Origin of the sequence: Candidatus Tumulicola sp., assembly GCA_035601835.1 — a bacterium.
In the GTDB taxonomy this organism is placed as follows: domain Bacteria; phylum Vulcanimicrobiota; class Vulcanimicrobiia; order Eremiobacterales; family Eremiobacteraceae; genus DATNNM01.
Genome location: DATNNM010000015.1, coordinates 94,250 through 109,414 on the forward strand (window position 1 = coordinate 94,250; position 15,165 = coordinate 109,414).

Here is a 15,165-nt window from a genome sequence, read left to right on the forward strand (position 1 = left end):
ACGGACCTAAAGGTCCGTGGCTACGTTCAACCGTGGTTACGTGGCTTCTTAGGGCTTTCCGATGATCATCAGGTGCGCGTACGGCGTGCCCTTGAACATGACGAACGTGCCAGCCGATTGAAAGGCCGACGGTAGTCCGGATGCCTTCGGGTCAAACGGCCACAAGATCATCCAGTGCGGCGGAGTCTTGTAGACCTGCTTGCCGGGTTTTGGCCAGGGATCCGTCATGCTGTAATCCGTACCGCCGGCAAACATGTAGGTGACGCCCGGTTTGGTGTTCGTCGGAGCCGGTTTGTGAGCCATCCAGTCGCTCGCCCACTGCATTGACTGCGCATCCAAGCACATGGGATCGTCGCCGACCATACCCGGGTGCCCGGGGATGCATGTAAAGCCGTTCGTGCCTTTGCGCAGCACGGTGGCCTTGCCTTTGTTCAAGTCTACCACGGTCGCGTTCGCAGCGATCGAAGCCGGGCCCGCCGACATCGCTCGGGCAATCTTTGTCTTCGCCGATTCGGCGGCGTGGCTCGTTGTCGCGGCCAAGACCAGCAACGCAGGCACCAATGCCAATACGGCAAATCGCAAGAACTTCATCAGATAGGTCCTCCTGTAGTGGTTGTCTTCCCGATTGCCGGACTAAAGTCCGGCATACCACATCCGGGGCTAAAGCCCCGGCACTACATAGGGTGGCGCTATGTTGGGTGGGGGCGGCCGAGGCGAAGAAACGTCACGACCTCGGTCCCGATGGGGAGACGCGGCCGGATGCTGCCGGCGATCTCCGCTCCCGCGAGCACCGGCGCGCTTGCACTTGCTGCCGCCGCTACTTCTTCGTAGTAGACACCGAAGTGCGGCAGCGCCCGCGAGCGCACGAACTCAGCAGCGCCGACGTCGTAATCGTCGTCGTCTGCGCCGCCGGCCTCAAGCGGCTGGCCTTCCCAATAGCTGGTATATGACCAATGGCCCTCCGCGTCGCTGTACGATAGCTGCAGCGTTTCGGTTTGGAGAACCTCGGACAGCCCTTCAGCGATCCCGCCGTCGTCAAACGCGTGGCCGTCCTCCAGCACCGCGATCCAACCATCTTCTTCCGGAAATATGGCAAAGCTTCGCACGCGTTTGGCCGCGATGCACGTGTCGGGGGTGGGCTCGAGACCGCGCTGCGTCGTGGGCTGGCGCTCGCTTTCCGCCATCAACTCTTCGAGCGCGGTCCTCACGCTCTGCAGCGTCGCGTCCTTCACGTAGACCGTTCCGAAATTGAAGCCAATTCCTAAACTCATCGGCTGAAGAAGCTCCGCAAGACGAAAAAGACGTTCTCTTTGCGCTCGGCGAGGCGGCGATAGAAATAGCTGGCCCAGTGCGACCCGAACGGCACGTAGACGCGCACCTTGTATCCTTGTTTGACCAGCGTGCGCTGCGCCCCGGGCCGGATGCCGTACAACATCTGGAATTCAAAGCTTTTTGGGGCGATCCCGTTGCGCGCGGCGTAGTCGCGCACGGCAGCGAGGATCTGCTCGTCGTGCGTGGCGATGCCGGGGTAGGCGCCCTCGCTCACGAGACGCTGCGCGAGTTGGATGTAATTGCGTCGGATGTCGGTCATCTTCTGGAAGGCGATATGCGCCGGCTCTTTGTATGCGCCCTTGCATAGCCGCACGCGCAACCCTCGTGCGATGCAGCGCTCGACGTCGTGAGCCGCGCATTTCAAGTAGGCTTGCACGACAGGACCGATGTTCGTGTAGCTCTCGAGCGCGCGATCGAGGATGCGGTAGGTCGAGTCGACCGTGCTCGAACCTTCCATATCCAAGCGCACGAACATGTCGAGCGGGCGCGCCTTGGCGGTGATGCGCTGCAGGTTTGCGACCGCGAGATCCTCGGAAATCGCTTGCCCGATGGCGCTGAGCTTGACCGACACGTTGCAATCCGCGCCGCTTGCCGCGATGCGATCGATCATCTCGAGGTACGTGTCGGTGGTGAGGGTCGCGTCGCGTTCGTTAGTGACGTCCTCGCCTAGGAAGTCGACCGTGCACGAGAGGCCGTCGGCGTTGAGGCGCTGCACGGCCGCGATGGCGGTTTCGGTCGTTTCGCCGGCGACGAAGCGTTTGGCGAGGAAGAACAGCCTGCGCTGGAGGCCGGGTCTGGAGTTGAGGACGTCTGCGATCGAGGTCATCGCAAGGGGTCTGCTACCACACGGGCTGAAGGCGGGCCTTCGTCATGGCTACCTTCTCGCTGCCGGCGCCGGAGCGTGCCGTCGTCGTGGAGCTCGTGGACACGTTTGCCCCGCCGGGCAGCGACGTTACGACGGTCGCGCGCACGGTGGAGTCGGCGCTTGGTCTTCTCGAGCCGCGCAAGCGCGATCAGCTTCGCGGATTGTTGCGCATGTTGGGCGGACGGTTGTTGAGCGCGCTGCTCATCGGACGACTCTCTTCTTTTCCGGGGCTGTCGCGCGAGGATCGCGAGCGGCTGCTGCTTGCGATGGGCGACTCCGGCTTGAGTGCGATGCGCTCGGGCTTTCAAGCCTTCAAGCGCCTGTGCTTGTTCGCGTCGTACGCGGCGGTAGATGAGCGGGGCCGCAATCCTTTGTGGCCGCTGATCGGTTATCCGGGTCCGCGCGCGGATCGGGTTGGTGCTGCAGGGCCGCTGCCCACGTCGCCGCTTCCGGTGGTGTCTGTGGATTCCGTGGTGTCTGCTGACGTCGTGGTCGTCGGTTCCGGAGCCGGCGGCGGCGTTGCTGCGGCGCTTTTCGCGCGCGCCGGCCGTCGTGTGGTGGTGCTCGAGGCCGGACCGAATCCCGATCCTGCGCACTTGTCGCAGCTCGAAGGCGAAGCGATGGCTTCCATGTATCTCGACCATGCCACCGCGGCCACTGAGGATGTTTCGGTCGTGCTGCTTGCGGGTGCGTGCGTCGGCGGCGGCACCACGATCAATTGGTGTACGAGTTTGCCGATCTCGGAAAAGGTCGCAGCGCAATGGAGCGATGCGAGCGGCGGCGTCGATTTCGCTGGGGCTTTTAAGCCGCACTACGATGCGGTCGTCGCGCGTTTGGAGATAGCGCCTTCGAGTATGCACAATGCCAACAACGCGGCGCTGCTGCGCGGGTGTCAGGCGCTGGGATGGCACGCGTCCGAGAATCCGCGCAATGCGGCGGGTTGCGGCGAAGGCTGCGGCTATTGCGGCTTCGGCTGCGCGTACGGCTGCAAACGCTCCACGCAGGCGACCTACTTGCGCGATGCTCTTGATGCGGGCGCCGCGATCGTGCCCGGAGCGCGCGTCGAGTATGTGCTGCTCGAAGATGGCGTGGTGCGCGGCGTCGAGGCGGTCGTGGACGGCGTGACTTCGGTGGTCAGGGCTCCGGTCGTGGTGATCGCGGCGGGCAGTCTGCGATCGCCGGGTATCTTGGCGCGCAGCGGCGTCGCTTCCGCACACGTGGGCCGACACTTACATCTGCATCCCACCACGGCGATCTTCGCAGGGTTCGACGAGCCCATCGAGACGTGGCGCGGCGGCATGCAGACCGTCTATTCGGATCAGTTCGGCGACATCGACGATGCATACGGCGTGACGATGGAAGTCGCGCCGGCCCATCCGGGATTGTCGGCCTTTGCTATTTCCTGGCGCGGGCGAGCGCCGCACTTCGAGGTCATGCGGGATTCGCGCAATGCGGCCGCGTTCATCGCGTTGACGCGCGATCGCGGTGAGGGCCGCGTGGATCTCAAGAACGACGGCGTCGACTACCGCCTGGACCCCTACGATGCGCGGCACATGCTCGCGGGCTTGCAGGGCACGGTGGAGGTGGCGTTCGCGGCGGGTGCTCGGCACGTGATCACGCTGCATTCCAAGCCGCTCGAGCTGCGCAGGGAGAACGCGTCTGCGGAGCGGCGGCGCGCGTTCGCCGAGGCGATCGCGCGCGCGAGCGTGGCGCCGAACCAGATCGGGCTGTTCTCAGCGCACCAGATGGGGACGTGCCGGATGCATCGCGATCCGGCTCAGGGCGTCGTAGATGAGTTCGGGGCGGTGCACGGCGTGCGAGGGTTGCTAGTGGCGGACGCTTCGGTGTTTCCGCTTGCGTCAGGCGTCAATCCGATGCTGACGATCATGGCGCTGGCGCATCGCTCGACGTCGCATCACGTCGCCTGACCGGCAGCCTCAAACGTCCGGTCCGAGCTGCGACGCTCTCAACTAATTAACTTGGACCTTGCTTCAGTTAATTCAGCACGCTCAGCTTCAGACAACTGTTTCTCCCAGGGCGTGAGGACGAAAACAAATCGTTCCCACTCGCCGCGAGTCTTCAAGAAGTTGGCGAGGGTCCGTGCTTGCACCAGACTGCGCCGTCTAGCGCCATCGTCTGACCTCGTTGTCGCCGATTCTAGGACCCCGTGAAAAAATGCTTGATCTCCAGAAAGTGCCGGCCCGCAGTAGTCCTTCACGTAGGCGGCAAGTCTGCGGACATCTTGCTCGATATCCCACGGTAAATAGGCCGACCTCGTTCGAACATCGATCCCCAAAGAAGCCATTATGTCGTAAATGCCAAAAACGCGAATCCCTTCATAGCCGTCCTGTGGACCGAGTTCAACGCCGACCTCTCTTGAAATTCTCCCATGATATATCTGGACGACCGCCTTGGAGGACTCGTACCGAACGAATTGATCAGCCGTCTTGACGACACGAAAACCTGATTCTTCCAGAAATTGGAAGTACCGGCGTGCCAGCTTTGAAAAATCCAAACCTCTTCATCCTGGCTTCCGGGGCTAAAGCCCCGGCACTACATCCGAGGTTCCCGTTAGCGCGGCTTTAGTTGATGGAGAATGAACTCGTTGCCCTCGCTGTCCAGAGCGAAAGCCAGAAAACAGCCGGGGGTCTCGTAAACTTTCGCATCGTCCTCGAATTTGATCCCGTTCGTCTTGCATGCCGCGACCGCCGCGTTGATGTCCTCGACGCCGAAATGAACTCCGCCTAACTTCTCCCACGGCGCGTTCGGCGGCTTAATGATGCCGAACGTCTCGCCGGTCGGAAAGGTCCATTCCACTCCAACGGGCTGGAAACTCAACGTCGGGGCAAAGCCCAGCAGGTCGGTGTAGAACTTCGTCGCCCGGTCGAGGTCCTTGACCAAGTACGAGGTCGTGTCTACGCCTCGGATTCCGATTTTGCTTGCAGTTGTCATGAGTTCACCTTTTTCCGGGGCTAAAGCCCCGGCACTACGTTCACGGACCTAAAGGTCCGTGGCTACATTCACACGCCTGAGCTTCGCTCGGGACGCTACATACTCCGGGGCTAAAGCCCCGGCACTACAATCGAGGTTAACACGACTATTAGCGCTTCAGGTAGCTTTTGCCGGAGGCGTCCACGAGTTCGGACGCTGTGGTCCACACCTCGGCGCCTTTGAGCTTGCCGCTCGTGACGTGCACGCGCACCTCGAAGTCCTCTCGGCCCAGATATTGAAACCGCTTCGTGTCCTCCACCGCGCCGCTCGTACCATTGGAAAGTACCGACACATGGTCTGCCATCGCGTCGAGTACGCTTTTCTCGGCCACGTACGCCTTCGGGCTGCCGGCTGCACTGATGGTGAATCGCAGCCACGCCTCGAGCCAGGGCTGCTCGAAATATGCCCACGCTTCTTTTTGCCCGCCGATGCTGCCGTCAAAGCGCACGTAGTCGCCGCGGCCGGGCGTGTGCGGGTACGGCGACTCACTCGCGCTTGCGGGCAAAGAGAGCGCTGCGGCGATGAGCACCGCCGCGATCGCAATGATGGAACGTCTCACTTCGTGGTCTCCCTACGGTCCGACGCGCGGCGTGACGGTCGCTGCGACACCGCCAGCCGGCGGTTGCGTGGGGCTGTAATCCGGCGGCGGTGAGGGCGACGCACCAGCCGCGTAGCCCGTCGGCACCGCGGTTGCGCGCGTCGACGCGCTCGGCGAGAGATCGCTGCCGCACAGCGTCGTCAGCGACTTGCGCGCCGCTGCGATCGAAGGCTGGCTTGCAAGCCTCGTGTATTGCGCCGACCACGCGAAGTCGCCATGGATCATCGTCATGTGCTCGACCACGAACGGTCGCCCATTCGATACGCCGCCGTACGAGAAGTAGTGGCCCGGGCCGCCGTAGCAGACGGCCGCGTCCGAAAACGAGCCCAGCTTGAATCCCGGCACGCCGCTTTGCAGCGCTTTGAGCTGCTGCGAATCGTAGGCCTGCGCCGTGAGACGCGTGGCGGCGCGCGCGACGACGATGTTCTGGCGGAACGAGGCGTTGCCGGGCAAGCGCCAGATCAAGACGCCGGCGTTGTTCCTGACGTACTGCCAGCCCGGCGGCGGGGTGAACGGAAGGTAGCCGGGTGCGGCGGACGCTGCCAGTGCTGAAATGATACCTGCGGCCGCGGCAACCGCCCCGAACCAGAGCGGCGAAGTCGTGCGGCGCGCAAAGATGCGCTCGGTCGCGTCGTGAACGGTAGTGCTCATAGATGTCTTGTGTATCGGCCTTCCCGCCGGAGAACGTTACGCGGCGCGCGGTCTTCCTTGCGCTCGCGGGCATGGCGCTTGCTTGGACGCCCGCGCAAGGCCTTGCGCAGCCGCGCCCGGATGTCGACTTGCAACTTCGTGACGGCCGTTACCTTCACTTGCTGCCCCTGCCGTTCGGCCAACTGCGGGGCGTGGTCGTCGGCGCTGCTCGCTTCGACGCCGCCGGCACGCGCGCCGTTTTGATCGCGACGTTCGCCGGCGCCGGCGTCAACGGCGATTGGCGCACGGCGTCGCCGACGCAGGCGTTTCTGGTCGACGCCGGCCGGCGCGCGCTCACCCAATTGAGCACCGATGGCCGCGCGACGTCGGTCGTATGGTCAGGACCGACAACGGTCCGCGTTTCGGACGGGGGTCAGCACCAGACCATCGACGTGGGCAGCGCGTCCGACGTCGGGGCGCCCTTCGCGCGCATCGCGTCCGACTCCGCGGTTTCTTCAGGCAGCTTCGTGTCGCCGAAAGCGACCGATCGCTTGTCGGTGTGGCGCCGCTCCGATGGCCGGTATGCGATCTCGCAAGTCGGCGCGCGCGCGCTGCGCATCGAAGGCGTCGCTGCGAACGGCGCGTTCGCGATCATCGGCGCTTTCGCCGCGTGGATCGACGGCCAGCGCAAGCCAGGACGCCTCTTCGATCGACTCGGCCCGGACAATGCGGCGCCACTGAATTTTTCCGGCTCGCCCTACGGCGATGCGCTTGTTCCCATCCTGCCGCTCGGCTCCCCCGTGTACCAAGGCGCGTATCGCAACGGCATGGCGTACTTCGCGTTTTCGTACGGGGTCGAGCGCATCGTCGCCGCGACGCCGGATTTCGTGAACTTCATCTTCCCGGTTCTGCCGCACGAGCCGATCTTCACGGTGGGCGACGGTCTTGGAGCCGGATCCGACGGTCGACTCTACTTCTTCCGGCCGGAAGAGGATCAGATGCTGTTCTGGCGCGGCGGTTCGTATCATCGCTACGCGATGAGCATCCCTGACGAAGCGCGCGACATGGCGCCGCTCGCGCGGGCGATGGCCGGTATCGTCAAAGGCGAGACGCTGTGGCCGCCGCTGCGGCCCTCGGAGGATGCGCTCGACGCCGCGATGCTCGAGTGGCGCTTTTATCCCGTCGGTCCTTTGACCGGCACGCGCTGGCTTGCCTCGCATCTCGGTCGTTTGCTGGCGGGCGACGCTTCGGGTAATTTTTCGGTCGTCGAATCGCCGCTGTTCCCGTTCGCCGTGCTCGGTCGCAGCGACGATGGACGCGTGTGGGGCGCGGCGCCGCTTGACCGGCAAGCCGCCGGCCCGCTGATCGCTGATTCGCATAGCGCGCTGTGGTGGACGCGCGACGGCAGGTCGTGGCATCATGAGGCGACGTTTGCGGGCGATGTCGGCGCCGTGGCCGTGGTCGACGGCGCTGAATGGGCCGCGTTCACGCGCAGTTCTCTGGGGCGCGCGATGATCTTCGTGGCGCGCCTCAGTGCGGACGGCTCGCCCGAAGCGCATGCCACCGGCGCGACCTACGGCGGCGAGCAGCTCTTCTTCGCGCCGGTTGCGACGGGCTTGTTCTTGGTGTGCGGCGCGACGCCGGGCCGGCGGCTCGCCGGCGAAGGCGGCACGTTAGTCGCGTATCGGCTCGATCTGGCGGCGCTGAGTATCAGCGACGTTCTCGGCGCCAACATGTTCTTGCGCGACCGGAGCTTGCCGCGCAGAGACGTTTCTCTTCCCGCGGAGCGCTACGACGTTGCGGACGCGAGCGCGATCCTGGAGCCGACGTTGCACTTGGCCTCCGCGCTCGGGCCGGGCCAGTGGCTGACGGTTCGAACCGACGTCGCTCCCGATGTGGATGTGCCGGGCAACGCGATCATCATGAGCATGGATCAAGAGCGTGCGTACGAATTGAAATACGCAGGCCGGCCATATCCGCTTGTGACGGTGACCACGACGCCAGAAGGCGACGATCTTGTGGTCACGCGCACGATCGAATACGGGGTGCTGAAAGGCAAGGGTTCGGTCGAGCTATGGACCCGCGCTGGAACCGGCGCGTGGCACCGGACCTCGGTCAGGTCCAGTTTTTCTTATTAAGCGTGCTCGTGTGCCTGCTGCAGCTTCTTGATGTCAAGTTTATCCATTTGAAGCATCGCCTGCATGACGCGCTCTGATTTCGCATCATCTTCGTCTTGCAGCAGGTCGCCTAAAACGGTAGGGATGACTTGCCACGACAGCCCGAACTTGTCTTTGAGCCAGCCGCATCTTCCCTTTTCTCCGCCTTCGGAAAGTTTTTCCCACAGCTCGTCTACTTCTTGCTGCGTTTCGACGTTCACAAAAAACGATATGGCCGGCGTGAAGGTGAATTGCGGACCGCCGTTCAGTGCCATGAATTCTTGCCCTTCGAGCTGGAATCTCGCGCTCTCGCGACTCACGCTTATGACCTTCGAGTTTCTAAAAACTGAGGTATAGAACTTCACCGCCTCTTGGACTTTGCCGTCGAACCACAAGAACGGGGTGATTTTTTGCACGTGCGTTTCTTCTTTCTTGTCTCGATTTACGTCCGCGTCGGCGATGGGTGCGGGGTGGGCGGCGCGAGCGTCGGCACCGGCAGCAGCGGCGAGGGCGCCGGGGTCGGCGTGATGGCCGGAGCGGGCGGCGGCGACAATTGCGTCGCTGCGGTCGGCGATGCATGCGGCGTCGGCGGCGCTAGCGTGGGCACGGGCAGCAGCGGCGAGGGTGCGGTGGTCGGCGTGAAAGTCGGAATGGGCGTCGGGGTCGCCGGCGGTACGCAATCCGGCGTCAAGATGTCGAGGTTCGGCTGACCCGGCGCGGGCGTCGGGGTCGGCGTCGGGCTGGGCGTGGGAGCCGGTGATGGCGATGGACTCGGCGTCGGCGTCGCGCGCGGCTGTCTCGGACCAAACGTCGGCGGCGGAAATTGCGGCTGGGTTGGGGGCGGCGTTGGACTCGGGCACGGCAGCGCCTCGGCGTAATAATGTTCCGTGAAGCCGCGAGCGATGTCCGCTCTCACCTGCTTGGCGAAAAACGACTTCGGAAAGCGCCGCACGATGATGTGCATGTAGTCCCAAGCTTTGTCTTGGAACTCCTTGGTCCAGATCTTGCGGAACGCCAACGTGCCGAGGTAATAGGAGCGTGAGAGTTGCGGATCGTTGGGATATTTTTGCTCCCAGTCGTGCAGCGCTTCATCGGCCGCGCCGACCGGCGTGATGATCATGCCGAGCGTCGTGTGCGCGCCGGCGCGCACCGCCTGGTCGCGGAACGTGTTGTTGATGCCCAGGTAGCTCAGCTTCTGGCGGCCGAAATATTCATCGGCAGGCGCCGACTTCATGGGCGGCGTTACGGCGCCGGTGGCGCTGATGACCAAGGCGGCGCCCAGCGCCGCGGTCACGATCCAAGCAGGGCCTCTCATGAAGCCTTGCTACGGGGTGTTACTGGCCGGAATCCTTCACGGTGATCGTGGCGCGCATGTTGGGGTGGTAGTTGCACACGTAGTCGTACGTGCCGGCTTTCGTGAACTTGAAGGTATAGCTCTGGCCTTGATCGAGGTTCCCGCTATCCCACGCACCTGTGAGCGAGGTCGCAGTATGCGCGGCGCTATCTTCGTTCTTCCATAAGACGGTCGTGCCGACGGGCACGGTGAGGCTTGACGGCTTGAATGCGAAGTCCCGGATAATGACGACGATCGGCGACGCGGCCGGGGCAGGCGAGGCCGAATAGTTCGGGTAAGCGCTTGCTGTCACTGCTACGAACAAGCCGAGTGCTAGGACCGAAAATATTGCGATAAGTAGGGAACCTCTTGTCATGGGGACCTCCGACGATTTTCCGAGCTAGCGCTCGGAACGCTACATTTACAATGTATACAACATAAACGTCGCAAGTCATTCGGACGGTTCACTTAATGCGCAAATTCTCATCGTTCTTTCAGCGCACGCTCCTCTGCCTGTGCGCGGCAAGCGTTCTCGCAGGTGCGGCGTGCGGGCGGAGCACCCAGCCCGGCGCAGCGCGCGACGTCATCACGTTCAACGTCTCCGAAGACCCGCACTCGCTCAACCCTATCCTCGCGCAAAGCGACGACGAGCGCCAGATCGCGCATCTCGCGTTCGATATGCTGCTCGACGTCGATCCGAGCGGTCGGCAGATCCCGGCGCTCGCGCGCGAGGTGCCTACGACCGCGAATGGCGGCGTGAGCGCGGACGGCCGCACGATCACGTATCATCTCCGACGCGGCGTGTACTGGCAGGACGGCGTGGCGTTCACCTCGCGCGACGTGCGCTTCACCTGGCACGCGATCGTCGAGCCGCGCAACGACGTGCCGAGCACGCACGGATACGATCTCATCGCGGCCGTCGACACGCCGGACGACTACACCGCCGTGGTCCATCTCAAGAGAGCCTGGGGACCTGCCGTGCAGACGCTCTTCACCTACGGCGTGCACCCGATGCCCATTCTTCCCGCGCATCTGTTGGAGGGCCGCGGACAGTTGCGCGACGCGCCGTTCAACCTGCATCCGGTGGGCACCGGCGCGTTCATCCTCGACTCGTGGGATCGCGGCGCGCGGTTGTTTTACCGCGCCAATCCTCATTATTATCGCGGCGCGCCGCGCGCGCGCACGCTCGTGGTGGAAGAAGTGCCCGACATCAACACCGATCTGACCCTGCTGCGCAGCGGCGAACTGGACTGGTCGCTGCTCTCGCCCGCCCAGCGCCTGTCGCTCGGCACTCCGGCGACGCTGACCGTTGATTTCGCGCCCTTTGCCGGCTTCGGCGCGTTGACGTTCAACTGTCGCCGGCCGCCCTTCGACGACGTGCGCATGCGCCGCGCGTTGACGCAGGCGATCGATCGACGCAAGCTGAGCAGCGCGATCACGCAAGGCCAGTATCCGGTGACGGATAGCGATCAGCCGCCATTTTCGTGGGCGTATGACCCGGGCGCGCGTTTACCCGCGTACGATCCCGCAGCGGCCGATGCTGCGCTTGATGCGCTAGGATATGCGCGCGGCCCCGATGGCATGCGCGCGCGCGGCGGGCGGCCGCTCGAAATCGGCATTGCCGTGTTCCCCGAGGGCGACACCGCCGTTCGCACCGCCGAGTACGTGCAGGCCATGCTGCATGCGCGCGGCATCGCCGTGACTATCAAGAAGGTGACGCTCGCGCATTTCTATCTGCCCAAGTCGGTGGGCGGCTTGCTGATGAGCGGCAAGTTCGACATGGCGTACTTCGCCTGGCGCGCGGGCGAGGATCCCGACGATTCGGATATCGTCACGTGCGCGGGTCCGCAGAATTACGCCGGCTACTGCGATCCGGCGCTGGATCGCTTGGAGAATCTCGCGCTAACGCGCACGGACAGGCGCGAGCGGCAAGCGCTGTACTCGCGCGTCCAGCGGCAGCTCGCGAGCGAGGTCCCGTACGTCTTCTTGTACGCGCCGCGCTATGGCTACGCGCGCGTCAAAAATCTACGCGGCTTTGCACCCACGCCGTTCTCTCCGACCTGGAATGCGTGGCAATGGTATAAGAAGTAATCCGAGCTTCGCTCGGAACGCTACACGGACCTAAAGGTCCGTGGCTACATTTCGATTATTCCGGGGCTAAAGCCCCGGCATTACAAACCGTGGCTACGGATTTCACGCGGGTTTCTTGTAGACGTCGCCAGAGTCGTCGGCCTTCACCAGCAATCCGGCATCGGCCAGCGCTTCGAACAGTTGCCGTGTTCTCTTGCGATCGTGTTTGTTGGGCATTCCCATCCAGAGCATCGCGATCTGCGACACCGTGACCGGCGACGCGGACGACAGCACGCGCTCCGCGACGAACGAGCGCTTGAAACCGAGTTTGTCGAGGAGAGCGAGGAGATCGTCGCCGCGGCCGGAGGCGGCCAGAAGGTCGACGAGCTCTTGTTCCGTCATGGATGGAAAATGAAGGACCGGCTTACGCCGGTCCTCCTTGCTCTAGCGGGTTCCTTACTTGAACTGGCCGCAGGCCACGTACTTGGCTAGGTTCTTGGCCGACTGGTGGAGGTTGATGGCCGTGCCCTTGGACTTGATCGTGCTCAACGATGCGTTGACCCAGGTCGTCGACGTGCCGCCCACGACGTTGGTCAGCGGATAGACCACGCCGCCGAGCTTCGCGCAGGTTCCGGTGTGGATGTGGGCGGGCTGACTGGCGCCGGCCGGCTCGCCTTTGATGCTGATCACGACTTTGGTCTTGGCGCCTGCAGCGGTAAGGGTGGCCTTGCCGGTCTCGTATGAATCGTTTTGGGCCGCGATCTTGACGTTCATCGTCTTGCCGCTGCTCATCATCGGGCCTGCAAGGGCGATGCTCGCCCACGCGGCAACAGCCACGAGTGCGACCAACGCAATAAGTTTCTTCATGGTTCCTCCAGAGTATTGAAAGAAGACAACGCCGGCAAAATATGATTGCGCGAGGTGGCGTCGTCGATGGGGGTTACTCGCTCTTAAGCTTCTAGACGTCTGCCGGACACGCCTGTCCCGAACCCGGTTGAACAAGGTAATGAAACCTTCTGCACCCGGCCCAGTATACGTCTATGAAAACGTAATGCGACCGCCGGACGTTCCGGCTAAAGGAGCGGGACCATGATTTTCCTCAAAGGACTGAGCGCCGATCACCCGACGATAATCCTTCCGCCTAGCGCGGCGAGCGACTTCCAGGGCTGGGGCGTCCGCATAGGCTAAGGCGTCCCGCCCTCCTCCAGCCGGCTTTTGCGATACGAAAACATGTTCGCGAGGTCGGCCCGCACCAACGGCAACGCCAGCCCGCTGAGCGGCGCCAACGGCAACGAATACTCGACTAGATCGTCCACCCGCACGCCATCTTCTTCTTCCGAAAACCGGTGACGGTGCCGCCACAACGCATACGGCCCGCGCAATTGGTAATCCACGAACTCCACACCCGGCTTCCATTCCGCGATCAACGACTTCCAGCGCAGCGCTGCGCCCCAGACGTGCAGGCGATATTCGATGGTGGTCCCGCGACGCATTGCGATCGGCTGCGGCGTGAGAATCTTCAATCCATATTTCGGCTGCGTGATGCGTTCGAGGTTTGCCGGGTTGGAAAAATATTCGAAGACTCGGCTGATGTCTCCGTGGACGAGCGTCGTAGAGGTGAGTTCGTGCGTCGCGGGTTTCTTTTTTGAGCCGGGCGCCAGAAGCTCGAGCAGCGCGGCTTCCAGACGGTCGTGTTTGAACGTGAACCCCTCATCGCTTGCGCGCGCCGGCAGCACGAGTTGGCTTGCGAGCAGCGAGTCGGCGAATTCCCCGAGCAGCGCATGCAGCGCGAATCCCGGCGCGTAGGCGAGCGCAGGCCTGGTCAGCGCGTGCCCGATGGCGGCCGCGACGCGCGCGTTGTTCGCGATGTCGGGCGCGACGGCGTTGACCGCGCCGGCTATGTTAGGATGTTCCAGGGCCCACACGAACAGCGCTATGTCGTCCTCGAGGTGGATCCAGGGGAACCACTGCGTGCCGTTGCCGAGCGGACCGCCCGCAAACCAGCGAAAAGGCGGCAACATCTCCTGCAGCGCGCCGCCTCCGGTTCCGAAGACGATCGCTTGGCGCATGAGCACGACGCGGGTGCCGTGCTGCGCCGCTCGCTTTGCCTCTTTTTCCCACTCGGCGCACACCTCGGCGAGAAATCCGGTGCCCGGCGAGGCCCATTCTTCGAGCGGCTCGTCGCCGCGTGAACCGTAGTAGCCGACCGCGGAGGCGCTGACCAGCGTCCTTGGCTTTTGCGTGCACGCGGCAAGCGATGCGACGAGATTGCGCGTGCCCACGACGCGCGACTCCCTTATCGCTTGTTTTTTCTGCGCCGTCCAGCGCCCCGACACGGATTCGCCGGCCAGGTGGACGACCGCGTCTTGACCCTCGAACGGCTCGGGGTTGGGGTGTGGATCGAGCGGATCAAAGCGCGCCACGCGGACGCCTGGAGGGATCTTTGCTTTCGCGGGGTCGCGCGAGAGCGCGGTGACCGCGTCGCCCCGGCTCAAGAGGGCCGCCACCAGCGCCTTGCCGATGAACCCGGACGCTCCGGTGACGACCACGCTTTGCATGACGAGGCGTTCGCGCGGTCGAAACCCGCGCCTCTAGCAAGAAGAGTCCCCACGAGGAGCCATCCGCATGTTATTGCCGATCCTTGCCGCAGCCACGACGTTTGTATTAGCCAGTCACGCGATCCCACACGAAGGCGCCACGCTGCCCGCGACATCCGTGTACCACGGTTACAATTGCACCGGCGCCAACATGTCGCCCGATCTCGAGTGGAGCGGCGCCCGAAAAGCGACCAAGAGTTTCGCGCTGACGATGTTCGATCCGGATGCTCCCGTGAACGGCGGCTGGTGGCATTGGATCGTGTTCAACATCCCCGCCGGCTGGAGCGGACTCAAGGAAAACGCTGGCGCCGCCAGCGGTAAGTTGACTGCCGGCGCGATGATCCAAGGCATGACGAGCTTCGGTTCGCCGGCCTATGGCGGGCCGTGCCCGCCCCCCGGCCCGGCGCATCATTATGTCTTCACGCTGTACGCCCTCGACGTCGCGAAGGTTGACGGCGCGGGTGCGAGCACCACCGGCCCCGATCTCTTGAAACTCATCGAGAAGCACACCTTGGCCAAAACCACGCTCACCGGCCGATATGGCCGGTAGGGGACGTTCGGCCGCCAAAATCCGTTCTTATAGCGAGGTGAAA

17 protein-coding genes are annotated in these 15,165 nt (G+C 63.7%); 4 read left to right on the forward strand and 13 right to left on the reverse strand.

The window, feature by feature from the left end; translation table 11 throughout:
• Positions 1–48 precede the first annotated feature (48 nt).
• From VN934_10135 to VN934_10145, 3 genes are all read right to left on the reverse strand, one after another.
• A complete protein-coding gene (locus VN934_10135; GenBank protein ID HXM19146.1) occupies positions 49–591 on the reverse strand; it encodes a hypothetical protein in 543 nt (180 codons plus the stop codon).
• A 98-nt stretch (positions 592–689) separates the two neighbouring features.
• Complete coding sequence (locus VN934_10140; GenBank protein HXM19147.1) at positions 690–1,271, reverse strand: hypothetical protein; 582 nt, start codon at positions 1,269–1,271, stop codon at positions 690–692.
• Complete coding sequence (locus tag VN934_10145) at positions 1,268–2,158, reverse strand: proline dehydrogenase family protein (GenBank protein HXM19148.1); 891 nt, start codon at positions 2,156–2,158, stop codon at positions 1,268–1,270. The genes VN934_10140 and VN934_10145 overlap by 4 nt, the downstream gene beginning before the upstream one ends.
• Before the next feature lie 44 nt (positions 2,159–2,202).
• Here VN934_10145 and VN934_10150 point away from each other — a divergent pair, with 44 nt between their 5' ends.
• The gene (locus tag VN934_10150) at positions 2,203–4,125 is read left to right on the forward strand and encodes a GMC family oxidoreductase (GenBank protein ID HXM19149.1); all 1,923 of its coding nucleotides are present in this window, start codon (positions 2,203–2,205) and stop codon (positions 4,123–4,125) included.
• Positions 4,126–4,163: 38 nt separating this feature from the next.
• Here the strand turns inward: VN934_10150 and VN934_10155 are convergent, their stop codons facing one another.
• The 4 genes from VN934_10155 to VN934_10170 all read right to left on the reverse strand — a co-directional run bounded on the left by VN934_10155 (position 4,164) and on the right by VN934_10170 (position 6,437).
• Positions 4,164–4,712 carry a hypothetical protein gene (locus tag VN934_10155; protein HXM19150.1) on the reverse strand — a complete coding sequence of 183 codons (549 nt, stop codon included), beginning with the start codon at positions 4,710–4,712 and terminating at the stop codon, positions 4,164–4,166.
• Positions 4,713–4,768: 56 nt separating this feature from the next.
• Positions 4,769–5,149, reverse strand: a complete 381-nt coding sequence (locus VN934_10160; GenBank protein ID HXM19151.1) for a VOC family protein — start codon at positions 5,147–5,149, stop codon at positions 4,769–4,771.
• A 148-nt stretch (positions 5,150–5,297) separates the two neighbouring features.
• A complete protein-coding gene (locus tag VN934_10165; GenBank protein ID HXM19152.1) occupies positions 5,298–5,747 on the reverse strand; it encodes a hypothetical protein in 450 nt (149 codons plus the stop codon).
• A gap of 12 nt (positions 5,748–5,759) precedes the next feature.
• Positions 5,760–6,437, reverse strand: a complete 678-nt coding sequence (locus VN934_10170; GenBank protein HXM19153.1) for a hypothetical protein — start codon at positions 6,435–6,437, stop codon at positions 5,760–5,762.
• Between the two features lie 2 nt (positions 6,438–6,439).
• Here VN934_10170 and VN934_10175 point away from each other — a divergent pair, with 2 nt between their 5' ends.
• Positions 6,440–8,554 carry a hypothetical protein gene (locus tag VN934_10175; GenBank protein HXM19154.1) on the forward strand — a complete coding sequence of 705 codons (2,115 nt, stop codon included), beginning with the start codon at positions 6,440–6,442 and terminating at the stop codon, positions 8,552–8,554.
• Here the strand turns inward: VN934_10175 and VN934_10180 are convergent.
• The 3 genes from VN934_10180 to VN934_10190 are packed head-to-tail and all read right to left on the reverse strand — an operon-like array spanning position 8,551 to position 10,218.
• Positions 8,551–8,988 carry a VOC family protein gene (locus tag VN934_10180; GenBank protein HXM19155.1) on the reverse strand — a complete coding sequence of 146 codons (438 nt, stop codon included), beginning with the start codon at positions 8,986–8,988 and terminating at the stop codon, positions 8,551–8,553. The genes VN934_10175 and VN934_10180 overlap by 4 nt on opposite strands.
• A gap of 26 nt (positions 8,989–9,014) precedes the next feature.
• Entirely contained in the window at positions 9,015–9,887 is an 873-nt protein-coding gene (locus VN934_10185; GenBank protein ID HXM19156.1) for a hypothetical protein, read from the reverse strand.
• Between the two features lie 19 nt (positions 9,888–9,906).
• The gene (locus tag VN934_10190; protein HXM19157.1) at positions 9,907–10,218 is read right to left on the reverse strand and encodes a cupredoxin family copper-binding protein; all 312 of its coding nucleotides are present in this window, start codon (positions 10,216–10,218) and stop codon (positions 9,907–9,909) included.
• 158 nt (positions 10,219–10,376) lie between these two features.
• On the opposite strand from VN934_10190, the gene VN934_10195 reads away from it, so the two are divergent.
• The gene (locus VN934_10195) at positions 10,377–11,996 is read left to right on the forward strand and encodes a peptide ABC transporter substrate-binding protein (protein ID HXM19158.1); all 1,620 of its coding nucleotides are present in this window, start codon (positions 10,377–10,379) and stop codon (positions 11,994–11,996) included.
• Between the two features lie 102 nt (positions 11,997–12,098).
• Here the strand turns inward: VN934_10195 and VN934_10200 are convergent, their stop codons facing one another.
• The 3 genes from VN934_10200 to VN934_10210 form a co-directional block, all read right to left on the reverse strand.
• Entirely contained in the window at positions 12,099–12,377 is a 279-nt protein-coding gene (locus tag VN934_10200) for a hypothetical protein (GenBank protein HXM19159.1), read from the reverse strand.
• Positions 12,378–12,431: 54 nt separating this feature from the next.
• Positions 12,432–12,842 carry a hypothetical protein gene (locus VN934_10205; GenBank protein ID HXM19160.1) on the reverse strand — a complete coding sequence of 137 codons (411 nt, stop codon included), beginning with the start codon at positions 12,840–12,842 and terminating at the stop codon, positions 12,432–12,434.
• 317 nt (positions 12,843–13,159) lie between these two features.
• On the reverse strand, positions 13,160–14,533 hold the full coding sequence (locus VN934_10210; protein ID HXM19161.1) for a TIGR01777 family oxidoreductase: 1,374 nt from the start codon (positions 14,531–14,533) through the stop codon (positions 13,160–13,162).
• A 67-nt stretch (positions 14,534–14,600) separates the two neighbouring features.
• On the opposite strand from VN934_10210, the gene VN934_10215 reads away from it, so the two are divergent.
• A complete protein-coding gene (locus tag VN934_10215) occupies positions 14,601–15,122 on the forward strand; it encodes a YbhB/YbcL family Raf kinase inhibitor-like protein (GenBank protein HXM19162.1) in 522 nt (173 codons plus the stop codon).
• Positions 15,123–15,165 lie beyond the last annotated feature (43 nt).

Coding starts and splice junctions, on each gene's coding strand:
- VN934_10170 (HXM19153.1), bottom strand. CDS start 6,437: ATGAGCACTACCGTTCACGACGCGACCGAGCGCATCTTTGCGCGCCGC.
- VN934_10195 (HXM19158.1), top strand. CDS start 10,377: ATGCGCAAATTCTCATCGTTCTTTCAGCGCACGCTCCTCTGCCTGTGC.
- VN934_10205 (HXM19160.1), bottom strand. CDS start 12,842: ATGAAGAAACTTATTGCGTTGGTCGCACTCGTGGCTGTTGCCGCGTGG.
- VN934_10160 (HXM19151.1), bottom strand. CDS start 5,149: ATGACAACTGCAAGCAAAATCGGAATCCGAGGCGTAGACACGACCTCG.
- VN934_10210 (HXM19161.1), bottom strand. CDS start 14,533: ATGCAAAGCGTGGTCGTCACCGGAGCGTCCGGGTTCATCGGCAAGGCG.
- VN934_10215 (HXM19162.1), top strand. CDS start 14,601: ATGTTATTGCCGATCCTTGCCGCAGCCACGACGTTTGTATTAGCCAGT.
- VN934_10185 (HXM19156.1), bottom strand. CDS start 9,887: ATGAGAGGCCCTGCTTGGATCGTGACCGCGGCGCTGGGCGCCGCCTTG.
- VN934_10140 (HXM19147.1), bottom strand. CDS start 1,271: ATGAGTTTAGGAATTGGCTTCAATTTCGGAACGGTCTACGTGAAGGAC.
- VN934_10150 (HXM19149.1), top strand. CDS start 2,203: ATGGCTACCTTCTCGCTGCCGGCGCCGGAGCGTGCCGTCGTCGTGGAG.
- VN934_10175 (HXM19154.1), top strand. CDS start 6,440: ATGTCTTGTGTATCGGCCTTCCCGCCGGAGAACGTTACGCGGCGCGCG.
- VN934_10135 (HXM19146.1), bottom strand. CDS start 591: ATGAAGTTCTTGCGATTTGCCGTATTGGCATTGGTGCCTGCGTTGCTG.
- VN934_10200 (HXM19159.1), bottom strand. CDS start 12,377: ATGACGGAACAAGAGCTCGTCGACCTTCTGGCCGCCTCCGGCCGCGGC.
- VN934_10145 (HXM19148.1), bottom strand. CDS start 2,158: ATGACCTCGATCGCAGACGTCCTCAACTCCAGACCCGGCCTCCAGCGC.